The following is an 11931-nucleotide window of genomic DNA, read 5'->3' on the forward strand; positions in this document are numbered from 1 at the left end:
TTCGGTATTTCTCCTAAACACCCTGAATGAAATGACAAAGTTTTGTTGCATTCTTAACTGCTTGTGATAGGAATATATATTTGTTCTAAAAACGCCCCGATAGGGAAACTGCTTGCGCTTTTCCGGGGCTGAACGCATCCTGCGAGCCTGCCATGAACACATTTTCGATCACCCCCAAAGGGGGAGGCGAACAGGTCTTGTCGCCCGTGCGGGGGGGATTGACCCTGGCCCAGCATCTTTATCTCGCAGGGGCGTTCTCCTCTCGCCCGCTCTGCTCGGGAGCAGGGCGGTGCGGATTGTGCCAGGTCCGCTTCATCACTGACCCGCCCGAGCCGCTCCCGGTCGAACTGCAGCGCATCTCGTCCGAACGTCTGGAACGCGGCTGGAGGCTCTCCTGCGTGCGCCAGCCGACGCCGGGATCGTCGGTCGAGGCAGCCCTGGCGCCGCCGACACTCCTGCCGGAAACGCTGTCCGGCGGGTGTCCGGGGGGCCATCTCGGCATCGACCTGGGCACCACATCAATACATTGGCGTTTCGAGTCTGGCTCGCGCGTGCTGTCCGGCAGCTTCCACAACCCGCAGCTCGGGGCCGGTTCTGAGGTCATGTCGCGCCTGGCCCTGGCCGCGCATCCCGACGGGGCGGCGCGGCTGCGGCAGGCCGCAGCCCAGGCCGTCTTCACTATAATAAAGGACGTCGGCTGCATTCCGGAGAGCATCTGCCTGGCGGGCAACACCTGCATGACCTCTCTGGCGTTGGGCCTGGACGTCTCCGGCCTTTCTGCCGCGCCCTACCGCGTGGACTGGCCCGGGGACGCCGTGGCGACCCTTGACGAGGCGCTCCCGCAGGTCTACATCCCGCCGCTGCCCGCGCCCTTTGTCGGGGGCGACATCAGCGCCGGACTGGCCGCCCTGGAATTTTCCGACCGCAAACCCACGCCTCCCTACCTGCTGGCAGATCTTGGCACCAACGGCGAATTCGCCCTGGCGCTGCCGGACGGGCGCTTCCTGCTTGCCAGCGTCCCCATGGGGCCTGCGCTGGAGGGCGTGGGCATGCGCCGGGGCATGCTGGCCGGACCGGGCGCGGCAGTGGCTTTTGGCCTTTCGCCTCGCGGCCTAGAACCGGTGCTGTATGCTGCCGGCGCTTCGGGCGCGTCCGTGAAGGGCATATCCGGCACCGGCTACGTGAGCCTGCTGGCTCGTCTGATCACGCTCGGGGTGGTCTCGCCAAGCGGACGGTTCGAGCGCGGGGCCGCGTCGCCGCTGGCTGCGCGGGTGCTGGCCGGGCTTGGCGATGAGGACGGCGAACCCTGCCTGGATGTGGGCGGGTCCGCATTGTTCGCTTCCGACGTGGAAGCGCTCCTGAAGGTGAAGGCCGCTTTCGGAGCCGCCGTGAAAATTTTACTGGCCGAGGCGGGCCTCGCGTTTTCCGACCTGCACGCCGTGCTGCTGGCTGGCTCGCTCGGGGAGCACGTATCGTCGCCCGATCTCGAGGTCCTGGGATTTTTGCCTCCGGGCGGCGCGGGCACTGTCCGGGCCGTTGGCAATTCCTCCCTGGACGGAGCCTGTCTGGCCGCAGGCAGGAAGGACGTGCGGCGCTGGCTCGGCGGGCTTGCGGCCAGGACGCAGCTGGTCGACGTGGTTGCCGTACCCGATTTTCAGACGATGTATCTTGATTCCATGAGGTTTTCCCATGTCCGATGACCATACAGGCATCCTGCGCGACGCAGTGCCGCTCTTTTCCAAGCCCGCTCCCGCCCTGGCCGAGGCCCTGGTCGCCTACCGCAAGGTGCTGGACTCTGTGCATCCTCTTAAAGGAAAGCACCGCGCGGGCCTGCCCCAGGACGTGAAGCGCCTCTCCCTGGCCCTGACCGCAGAGCGCGGTCCCGGTCCCCAGACCAACTATCTGGCCAACCCGGCCAACCTGTCCGCATACCTCTATTACTTCCTGCCCTGGAACATCTACCGCCTGTCTCGCCTGCTTACCGGACTCAACTTCGACCTGAAGGACGGCGACTCGCTTTTGGACCTGGGCTGCGGACCGCTGACCCTGGCCCAGGCATTGTGGCTCGCAAGGCCCCACCTGCGTGAGCGCAAGCTGCGCCTTGTCTGCGTGGACCAGACCGGTCAGGCCATGCGTGCAGGCCTTGCGCTCTTCGACGCCCTCACCGGCGAGGCTGGCCGCAACTGGACCATCGACATCGTGCAGGCCCCGGCCCACAAGGCCCCCGGCGGGCCGTTCCAGGTGGTGGCCGCAGCCAACGCCCTGAACGAGCTGTCCAGGGGGCGCGGCGAGGAGGGCCACCACGCCATGGAGCGCATGGCCGAGATGCTCACCGGGCGCATGGCCCACGATGCGCGCCTGCTACTGGTGGAGCCGGGCACGCGCCTGGGAGGCAAGCTGCTGTCGCGCCTGCGCGATATGCTCCTGGAGGAGGGGCTCTCGCCCCTGGCTCCCTGCACCCACGCCGAGCCGTGCCCCATGCTGGCCCCGCGTTGGCGCTCCTGGTGCCACTTCGTGTTCCCGTCAGACGGCGCGCCCGAGTGGCTGACCAACCTGACGCGCGTCTCCGGCCTGGACAAGGACCGCGCCAGCCTGAGCTTCATGCATATGAGCGCCGCCGAGCCGCGCTACGACGAAGCCCGCTCCCGCGTGGTGTCGCACCGCTTCACGCTGCCCACCGGGCTCGGGGCCTACGCCTGCGACCACACCGGGCTTCGCCTGCTGACCTTCCCGGCAGCGCCGCGCGGCATGGTGTCCGGCGCGCTTCTGGAGGCCGGGCTGCCCGCGCCCAAACAGCGCGACGCCAAGACCGGAACCTGGCTTACGCCCATCCGGGACGGACGCGGCGATGCGGGTCGTTGATCTCGGGCTGATCTCCTTTGCCGAGGCCCTGGCGCTGCAGGAAGCCGCCGTGCAGGATGTCCTGGACGGCGGGGAAGAGCGCCTGTTCGTGCTGGAGCACACCCCGGTGGTCACTTTCGGCCGCCACGGGGGCGAGGCTTTCCTGCGCTTCAGCCCGGACGAGCTTCGCGCCCAGGGCATCGACTGCGCCAAGGCCACCCGGGGCGGCAGCGTCACCTGCCACTTTCCGGGGCAGGCGGTCCTCTATCCGGTGACGCGTCTGTCCGGCAGGCCGGGCGGGCTGAAGAGCTTTTTCGACGCCCTGGAACAGACCGCCATCACGGCGCTGGCCGAACTCGGCATTGAGGCCGGGCGCTCGCCGGGCCGCCCCGGCGTGTGGGTCGGGCCGCGCAAGATCGCAAGCGTTGGCGTCGGCGTTCGCCGCTGGGTGAGCTACCACGGGCTGGCCCTGAACGTGGGGCCGGACCTGTCGCTCTTTTCCATGATAACCGCCTGCGGCCTGCCCGGAGTACAGATGACCTCCGCCGCGCTGGAGCTGGAACGGCTGGGAAAACCCGCCGCACAGGCGGACATGCAGACCATGAAAGACGCGTTGGTCCGGGCCTTCCTGGACGGCGCGCGAGGCCGTGACAATGAACAGTAGCCCGCGTCTTCCCGCCTGGCTCAAGGTGAAGCCGCCCCAGGGCGAGGAGTTCTCCCGCACCGCGTCGGTAGTGGCCGGGCAGGAGCTGCACACCGTCTGCCGCCAGGCCCGCTGCCCCAACATGGCCGAGTGCTTCGGCAAGGGCGTGGCCACATTCCTTATATTAGGCGGCGTGTGCAGCCGCTCCTGCGGGTTCTGCAACATCACGCCCGGTTCGCCCTCAGGTCCGCCCGACCCGGACGAGCCGCAGCGCGTGGCCGCCGCAGCCGCAAAACTCGGCCTGAAGCACGTGGTGATCACCTCCGTGACCCGCGACGACCTGCCGGACGGCGGGGCGCAGCTGTTCGCGCAGACCATCCGTGCCGTGCGCTGCGAGCTGCCCCAGGCCTCTGTCGAGGTGCTCATCCCTGATTTCCAGGGCGACGCGCAGGCCCTGGCCGCCGTGCTGGACGCCGCGCCTGACGTGTTGAACCACAATCTGGAGACCGTGCCCGCTCTCTATTCCACGGTGCGTCCCCAGGCGCGCTACGAACAAAGCCTGGAGCTTCTGGCGCGGGTCCGGGCCTTCGCGAAGGCGGGTTCTCCGGTCAAGTCCAAGAGCGGGCTGATGCTGGGCCTCGGGGAGACGCGCGAACAGCTGACGCGGGTGCTTGAAGATCTGGCCCGGGTGGGCTGCGACATGGTCACCGTTGGGCAGTACCTGCGCCCGTCGCGGCGCAATCTCCCGGTCGTGCGTTATGTGGAGCCCGCCGAGTTCGATGAGATCGCGGAACTCGGCCGGGGGCTGGGCATCCCGGTGATGTACTGCGGGCCACTTGTCCGCTCAAGCCACGACGCCAAGGCGCTCCTGGGCGCGTAGCTTCCCGGCTGCGCGCCGTACGGTTGCGGCGGTGGCCGCGCGTGTCGATTCCGAAATGCACGGTTACGTGCCGCACAGGCGTTTCGCCCGCCGTGTTTCCATCCCCGGCCCGGTTGCCGGGAGGAGGCGTATGGGATACAAACCGACAGTTTCATCAGCATCACGAGGAGGTGACGCAGTGGGGTTTCAGGCTACAGGCATGCCAGGACTTTGGCTGTATGCCCCCAAGGTCTTCAAGGATGACCGGGGCTTCTTCATGGAGAGCTACAATCAGGCCACGTTCGAGGCTCAGGGCCTGGCGCTTGCGTTCATCCAGGACAACCACGCGCTCTCGCGCAACCAGGGCGTGTTGCGCGGCCTGCACTTCCAGAATCCGCCCAGGGCGCAGACCAAGCTGGTGCGCGTGACGCGCGGCGAAGTGCTGGACGTGGTGGTGGACCTGCGCCGGGGTTCCCCGACGTATGGCCAGTGGAAATCCTTCGTGCTCTCCGAGTCGAATTTTCTCCAACTGCTTGTGCCCAAAGGCTTTGCTCACGGCTACCTGACGCTGACCCCCGACGTGGAGTTCCTCTACAAAGTGGACGACGTCTATTCCCCGGCCCACGACAGCGGCATCGCCTGGAACGATCCGGACCTTGCCATCGAGTGGGGCGTCGCCAACCCCATCCTGTCTCCCAAGGACGCCCAGCAGGGCCGCTTCAAGGATTTTCAGTCGCCCTTCGAGTTCGAAGGCTGAACCCACACGAGAGGCTAACATGACCGGCTCCCCTGACCGCAAGGACCTGTTCGCCCCCTGCCACGCCGTGATTCTGGCCGGAGGCTCCGGCACCCGGCTCTGGCCCATGTCGCGTACGCTGCTGCCCAAGCAGCTCCTGTCGCTGGACGGCGGGCAGACGCTCCTGAAGCGCACCGTGTCGCGCGCCCTGGAGGCTTTCGATCCCGGACACGTCTGGGTGGTCACCAACGAGGAGCACGTCTTCGAGGTCCGGGGCCAGCTGCGCGAGGTCAACCCGGCCCTGGAAAAGGGCGCGCTGGCCGAGCCCATGGGCAGAAACACGCTCCCGGCCATCCTCCTGGCCCTGGACAAGATCGTGGACCAGGACCCCGAGGCCCTGGTGGCCGTGTTCCCCTCCGACCACCTGATCGAATCCAACGGCGGCTGGCTGGACACCCTGGCCGACGCGCTGCCCCTGGCCCGCGACGGACGCCTGGTGACGTTCGGCATCAAGCCCACCAAGCCCGAGACCGGCTACGGCTACATCCGCAAGGGCGAGCCCCTCGGCCCCGGCGCGTTCGACGTGCGCTCCTTCGTGGAGAAGCCGGACGCGGCCACCGCCGCCGCCTATCTGCAAAGCGGCGAATACTACTGGAACAGCGGCATGTTCGTGTTCTCCGCCCAGGCCTTCCTGGACGCGGTGCGCACCCTTCAGCCCGTGTTCTGGGACTGGTGGGAGCGCCGCAAGGAGGCTCCGCTCGGCTGCGGCTACGCGGGCCTGCCCGACATCTCCGTGGACTACGCGGTTGTCGAGAAGATGGCCCGACAGGCCATGGTGGAGGCGCGCTTCGACTGGGACGACCTGGGCAACTGGGAGGCCATCTACCGCATGGGCCACAAGGACCAGGGCGGGAACGCCGTGCAGGGCGACGTGCTGGCCCAGGGCTGCCGGGACAACCTGCTCATCTCCCAGGGGGGGAAGCTGGCCTGCGTGGGCCTTGAAGACATGATCGTGGTCCAGACCCGCGACGCCACCCTGGTCTGCCCGCGCAGCGAGTCCCAGAAGGTCAAGGATCTGGTCACGGCGCTGAAAGACGAGGGCAGCCAGCTGGTCAACGCCCACGTCACGGTGCGCCGACCCTGGGGCAGCTACACCGTGCTGGAGGGCGGCCCCCACTACAAGATCAAGCGCATCGAAGTGCCCGCAGGCGGCAAGCTGTCGCTGCAGATGCACCATCACCGCTCCGAGCACTGGGTGGTGGTGTCGGGAACGGCCCTGGTGCAGGTGAACGACAAGGAAATGCTGCTCACCGAGAACCAGTCCATCGACATCCCAAAGACCGCCACGCACAGGCTGTCCAATCCCGGCAAGGTCCCGGTGGAGATCATCGAGATCCAGACCGGGCCGTACCTGGAGGAGGACGACATCGTCCGCTTCGAGGACGTCTACGGGCGCAACAAGAAGCCCGGATGTGAGACATAAGCCAGGCGGCCTGGGTGATTTGCAGATAAGTATGAGGGACTTGCAATATTTGCAGTCGGAGGTCGCCTCCGGCGGCCAAAGGGCTGCGCCCTTTGGAATCCGCAATTATCCCATCCTGTTGCCGACTCGCCCCGCTGCTCGGCTGGCGGCTGGCGATGAGCTTTGCATGAGCCCCGTATGTCTGTAATGCAGGATCGCGCCGCGAGCACCCCGGGCACGGGGGGCGCGGCGCGACGTTTCCGGCGCGGCTCCCGCGAGCTCCTGGCGCTGTGCGCGGTCCTGGGCTTGATGGCAGGGCTTGCTGCCGGGTGGCTCGGCTATCCCAGGCTCGCCTCGGTGGTCCTGACCCAGCCCATCCGCTTCAGCCATTCCGTCCACGCCAAACAGGACGTGGCCTGCCGGACCTGCCATTTCACAGGCCCAGGCGGGGCCTTCAACGGCTTCCCGGACATCGGCGTGTGCGCCTCCTGCCACGCCGAGCCCACCGGGGGCCGCTCCGAGGACGAGAAAGAGGCTGACAAGCTGGTGGTGGAGTACGTGCGCGCCAAAAAGGCCGTCCCCTGGCTGTCCCTGGCGCGCCAGCCGGACCATGTGCTCTTCGACCATGGGCCGCATCTGCGCTTCGGCTGCCCGGCCTGCCACCCGGACATGTCCCGACAGGATTATCCCGAACTCAGACAGGACCGGATTTCCGGTTACCGCAACTGGACCATGTCCATGGAGCGCTGCCAGACCTGCCATCGGCAGCAGTCGGCGTCCGTGGATTGCGTCTCGTGCCACAGGTAGGGCGCATGGGCTTTGGACGCAGGGAATTTCTGGGCATATCGGCGGGCTTGGCGGCAGGACTAGCGCTAAGCCCCGCTCCCTGGCGTCTGGCGCGCGACCTGACCCGCCAGAGCCAGGACCCGCCCTGGCTGGCCTCGCTGCCAAAGGGGCAGCTTCTCGAAGCCACGACAACCAGCCTCGCCTGTCCCGGCGCGCCCGGCATCACCGTGCTGGCCGCGCAGGGCCGCCCGCTCATCGTGCGCGGCAACCCGGAGCATCCCCTGAGCCGGGGCGCACTGAGCCCGGCGGCACAGGCCGAGGCGTACTCGCTGTATCATCCCCGCCGCGTGGCCGGACCGCTTAAGCGGAACGCAACCGGAGCGCTTGAGCCCGTGTCCTGGGCCGTGGCCCTGGAACTGCTGACTGAGCGGCTCAAGGCGGCGGGCGGGGGAGTGCTGGCCGTAGGTCCGGCACGCGAGGGAACGCTTCAGAACCTGCTGGCTGAGTTCATGGCCGGATTTGGAGACGGAGGCGGCCCCGGTGGATACGGGCGCATGCCTTGCGAGGCGGACACGGCGCGGGCCGCGCTGGCCCTCATGGGCGGCACAGGCCAGCCCGGATACGACCTGGATAATGCTTCCGGCCTTGTGCTGCTGGGGGCCGACGCGTTCGACTCCATGCCTGCGTCTGTGCATTTTCGTAAAACCTGGGGGCAGAAAGCGCAGGCGTTTTCCTGCTTCTTCGGCCCGGTTCGCGGCGCGAGCGCGGCCCTCTGCCAGGAGTGGCTGCCCCTGGCCAGTGGACGCGAGACCCACCTGGCTCTGGGCCTGGCCTGGCATCTGGCGGACCTGGGCCGTGTGGCCGGGGACGCAGCCGGGATACCGGACCTGCGCGAATTTCTCGATCTGGTGCGCCAGCGGTTCGGACCTGCCGAGGTGGAGCGCGAGACAGGGCTGCCTCCTCAGGCGCTCCGGCTGGTAGCCATGCAGATTGCCCAAGGGGCGCTGGCCGTGCCGGGTTCTCCTGCTGGTCAGGGCGCAGGACTGGCCCCCATGGTGGCGGGGCTTGCGCTTTCGGTGCTGGCCGGACGCGTGAACCGTCCCGGCGGCGTATATGTGACAGCGGGGGCAGGGGAGTGCGCAGCCGCGCGGGCCAGCGCCGTGGGGCTTCCGGAGCGCTTCAAGGAGATCGCCCTGGGGCTGGCCCAGGCACCTGAGGTGCTGCTGCTCATGGAAACGGACCCCGCCGCGGGGCTGCCCTGCACGGATCTGGCTGTCCGGGCCATGAAAAAAGCCGGATTCCGGGCAGCATTCACCTCTGTTCTCAATGCCTCGGCCCAAATGTGCGATCTGGTGCTGCCCGCGCCCATGCCCCTGGAGCGCTGGGACGACGCCGAGACGCCGTACGGGCTGGCCTTCTCCACCTACGGACTGGCCCGGCCCCTGGTCAGGGCCGGGGCCGATGCGCGCCATCCCGGGGATGTGCTTCTGGACCTGTCTGTGCGCCTGAGACGTCCGCTGAAATATTCCTCCTTCCGCCAGATGCTCCGTGAACGGGTCGCCTTGCTGGAAGGCTTGGGAGGCTACGTGTCCGGGCGCGTCGCGCCCTGGCAGGTGCTGGCCGGAACGCCCCAGCCAGCGCCTGAGGCCGACCTGTGGAAGGTCCTCTCGGAGGGAGCGCTGTGGAGCAGGCCCGAGCCCGTCCCGACCCCGGTGCTGTCCTGCGGGGCGGCCTTTCTGGCCAAGGCCACGGCTCCGGCTGCCATCGATCTTTCCCTGCCGTGCACGCTGGCTTTGCAGTCCAGCCAGCGCACCGGCGCGCCCGGCATGGGCGTCCCGCTCCAGAGCCTCACAGCTATCCGGAAAGACGAGGCGCGCGAAGCGATGTCCGTGGCCCGTATGAACGCGTCAACGGCCCGGCAGGTTCGCGTCAGGCAGGGCGACAGGGTGCGTCTGGCCGGTCCCTCCGGACGGATGGAGGCCCTGGTGGATCTGGACGAGTCCGTCATGGACGGACACGTGGCCCTGCTTCTGGGCCTTGGCCAGCACGAGGGCGAGCCGGGCGGCAATGCCCAGCGTGTGACGGCCACCACCCCGGAACCCCTGAGCGGACGCGCGACCTGGGCCGCCTGCCGGGTCAGCCTGGAGCGCATATGAGCGGCGTGGTCTGGGGCATGGTCATCGATCTGGACCGCTGCACCGGGTGCGGCGTCTGCCAGAGCGCCTGCCGCCTGGAGAACAACATCCCGCCGCAGCAGGGCGGGCGCGACTCAGACTGGATCACGGTGTCGCGCGAAGTGAACGGCCAGGCCTTTCCCGAGTCGGACATGGTGTTTCTGCCCAAACCCTGCATGCACTGCGAGCGTCCGCCCTGTGTGGTGGCCTGTCCGGTGGGAGCCACGGTCAAAAGCGGGCAGGGCGGTATCGTGAGCCAGAACGCGGCCCGCTGCATCGGGTGCAGGGCCTGCATGAAGGCCTGTCCGTACGGAGTCCGCCGCTTCACCTGGACGGACCCGTCCTGGCCAAGAGGCATGGACGCCACGCTTACGCCGTTTGCCTCGGTGCGGCCAAAGGGCGTGGTGGAGAAGTGCACCTTCTGCGCGCACCGGCTTGTGCTGGGCAACTGCGGCGTCTCCGGCGCGCAGGGGGAGGATGGACCGGGTGGATTCGTCACCGCCTGCGTCCAGGCCTGCCCAACCGGAGCCATCGAATTCGGCGAAATCGCCGCGTTGCTGCGGGGGCGCGAGGCGTTCGTCCTCCTGGCGCAGCAGGGGACCGGGCCGCAGGTGCATTACGTCACCAGTCGCGCCTGGGTGCGAGGCGGAAAATGACGACCCGCATGTTGCCCTGGCTTGCCGCCGTGCTGCTGGCGGCGCTTGGCTGGTACGCCCTGGTTCCCGTGTGGACGCAGGGCCTTGGGATGGCCGCAATCGGCCCGGACGGACAACCGGCCCTGTGGATGGCGGCGGTCAGGGCAGGGTGGCTTGCGGTCCTGGCGGCCATGGGCTGCTGCATCGCGTACTGGCCGAAAGCGGGCCAAGGGCGGCGGGCAGGGTTTGTCCGGGCCAGGTTCATCGGGACCTGCGCCCTGGTCACGGTCATGGTGCTCTCTCTGGCCATGGCGGGACAGCCGCTGCGGCTTTGGTTCCTTGTTGCGAACGCCGTCTGGTGCGCTCCATTCGGTGCCGGGGGCGCGGCCCTGCTGGGTTCTGGAGTGTTCTTCCTGGCAGCGGGGCGGATGTCCCGAATGCTCGGGGCGCTGCTGGGAATGGTCACGGCGGGAGCGTGGGGGATGTCCTCGCCAGGAATACTTGCGCCTTTTTACGCCGGAATCGCATTTCCTGCTTGCATTGACTGGGCGGTTCTGGCATTTGCCCTCTCCTGCGGCGCGTTCGCCGCCTGGATGATCCCGGACGACACGTCCGAAGCAGTCCAGGCACAGGACCGGCAGAAAGATTTTTGACAGATTGATTGCGGGCGCTTGACAAGCTAACGAACTTGAGGCATTTAACCCGTCGCTCTTTGAGATTGGAAGGCAAATCCCGCTGGGGTTGTGAAAATAACCCTTGCGTTAGACTGGAGATTGGGCTAGCTCTCGCCGTCTTGGCGCTGGCGTAGCTCAACTGGTAGAGCAGCTGATTTGTAATCAGCAGGTTGCGGGTTCAAGTCCCTTCGCCAGCTCCAGGAAAAAAGATGGTGGGGTTCCCGAGTGGCCAAAGGGAACAGACTGTAAATCTGTCGGCGTCAGCCTTCGGTGGTTCAAATCCACCCCCCACCACCACGAGTTGATTGTAAGAAGCGCAGGAGACGGTTATATCGTCGTTCGGACTGCGGATATGACGCGGGAATAGCTCAATTGGCTAGAGCATCAGCCTTCCAAGCTGAGGGTTGCGGGTTCGAGTCCCGTTTCCCGCTCCACGTCACGTCCCCACCGGCCTCGCTTCATTGAGAAGGCCCACGTAGCTCAGTCGGTAGAGCACTTCCTTGGTAAGGAAGAGGTCACCGGTTCAAATCCGGTCGTGGGCTCCATACATACAAGTCCAAAAAACAAGATCAAGCTGGCGGCAGCCACACTAAAAGACGACCTTTGAGGGGGATTACCATGGGTAAGGCCAAATTCGAGCGCAATAAGCCGCACGTCAACATCGGCACCATCGGTCATATCGACCACGGCAAGACCACGCTGACCGCCGCCATCACCAAGCTTTCGCACCTGCGCGGCTTCGGCGAGTACGTGGCTTTCGACCAGATCGACAAGGCTCCCGAGGAAAAAGAGCGCGGCATCACCATCGCCACCGCTCACGTGGAATACCAGACCGCGAACCGCCACTACGCGCACGTGGACTGCCCCGGCCACGCCGACTACATCAAGAACATGATCACCGGCGCTGCCCAGATGGACGGCGCGATCCTGGTGGTCGCGGCCACCGACGGCCCCATGCCCCAGACCCGTGAGCACATCCTGCTCGCCCGTCAGGTCGGCGTGCCCCACCTGGTGGTGTTCCTGAACAAGGTCGACCTGGTTGACGATCCCGAGCTGCTGGAGCTGGTCGAGCTGGAAGTCCGCGAGCTGCTGACCAAGTACGGCTACCCCGGCGACGACAT

Annotated in this window: 11 protein-coding genes and 4 tRNA genes; all 15 read left to right on the forward strand. The window is 67.1% G+C overall.

Features of this window, described 5'->3' with window-relative positions:
- The first annotated feature begins 152 nt into the window (after positions 1–152).
- Complete coding sequence (locus tag G453_RS0114420; RefSeq protein WP_027191631.1) at positions 153–1700, forward strand: ASKHA domain-containing protein; 1548 nt, start codon at positions 153–155, stop codon at positions 1698–1700.
- Complete coding sequence (locus tag G453_RS24235; protein ID WP_051272449.1) at positions 1690–2862, forward strand: small ribosomal subunit Rsm22 family protein; 1173 nt, start codon at positions 1690–1692, stop codon at positions 2860–2862. The genes G453_RS0114420 and G453_RS24235 overlap by 11 nt, the downstream gene beginning before the upstream one ends.
- Complete coding sequence (gene lipB, locus G453_RS24240; protein ID WP_043645865.1) at positions 2849–3505, forward strand: lipoyl(octanoyl) transferase LipB; 657 nt, start codon at positions 2849–2851, stop codon at positions 3503–3505. Before G453_RS24235 ends, lipB begins: the two co-directional genes overlap by 14 nt.
- On the forward strand, positions 3495–4364 hold the full coding sequence (lipA, locus tag G453_RS0114435; RefSeq protein ID WP_027191632.1) for a lipoyl synthase: 870 nt from the start codon (positions 3495–3497) through the stop codon (positions 4362–4364). The genes lipB and lipA overlap by 11 nt, the downstream gene beginning before the upstream one ends.
- A gap of 199 nt (positions 4365–4563) precedes the next feature.
- Positions 4564–5100: a dTDP-4-dehydrorhamnose 3,5-epimerase gene (gene rfbC / locus G453_RS0114440; RefSeq protein WP_027191633.1), complete on the forward strand. Its 537-nt coding sequence runs from the start codon at positions 4564–4566 to the stop codon at positions 5098–5100.
- Positions 5101–5119: 19 nt separating this feature from the next.
- Complete coding sequence (locus G453_RS0114445; RefSeq protein WP_051272450.1) at positions 5120–6562, forward strand: mannose-1-phosphate guanylyltransferase/mannose-6-phosphate isomerase; 1443 nt, start codon at positions 5120–5122, stop codon at positions 6560–6562.
- A gap of 177 nt (positions 6563–6739) precedes the next feature.
- A complete protein-coding gene (locus G453_RS24245; protein WP_084502365.1) occupies positions 6740–7348 on the forward strand; it encodes a cytochrome c3 family protein in 609 nt (202 codons plus the stop codon).
- 5 nt (positions 7349–7353) lie between these two features.
- Positions 7354–9483, forward strand: coding sequence for a molybdopterin-dependent oxidoreductase (locus tag G453_RS0114455; protein WP_027191635.1), 2130 nt, complete (start codon positions 7354–7356; stop codon positions 9481–9483).
- Positions 9480–10157: a 4Fe-4S dicluster domain-containing protein gene (locus G453_RS0114460; RefSeq protein ID WP_027191636.1), complete on the forward strand. Its 678-nt coding sequence runs from the start codon at positions 9480–9482 to the stop codon at positions 10155–10157. Before G453_RS0114455 ends, G453_RS0114460 begins: the two co-directional genes overlap by 4 nt.
- A complete protein-coding gene (locus G453_RS0114465; protein ID WP_043645867.1) occupies positions 10154–10789 on the forward strand; it encodes a hypothetical protein in 636 nt (211 codons plus the stop codon). Before G453_RS0114460 ends, G453_RS0114465 begins: the two co-directional genes overlap by 4 nt.
- Positions 10790–10934: 145 nt before the next feature.
- A tRNA-Thr gene (locus tag G453_RS0114470) sits at positions 10935–11010 on the forward strand.
- 11 nt (positions 11011–11021) lie between these two features.
- Positions 11022–11107 (forward strand) — tRNA-Tyr (locus G453_RS0114475).
- Between the two features lie 60 nt (positions 11108–11167).
- Positions 11168–11244: transfer RNA gene (locus G453_RS0114480), tRNA-Gly, on the forward strand.
- Positions 11245–11279: 35 nt separating this feature from the next.
- Positions 11280–11355, forward strand: a tRNA-Thr gene (locus G453_RS0114485).
- A gap of 73 nt (positions 11356–11428) precedes the next feature.
- The coding region (locus G453_RS0114490; protein ID WP_027191638.1) for a GTP-binding protein at positions 11429–11931 on the forward strand (503 nt) is incomplete at its 3' end.

The sequence above is a fragment of the Fundidesulfovibrio putealis DSM 16056 genome, from assembly GCF_000429325.1.
Lineage (GTDB): Bacteria > Desulfobacterota > Desulfovibrionia > Desulfovibrionales > Desulfovibrionaceae > Fundidesulfovibrio > Fundidesulfovibrio putealis.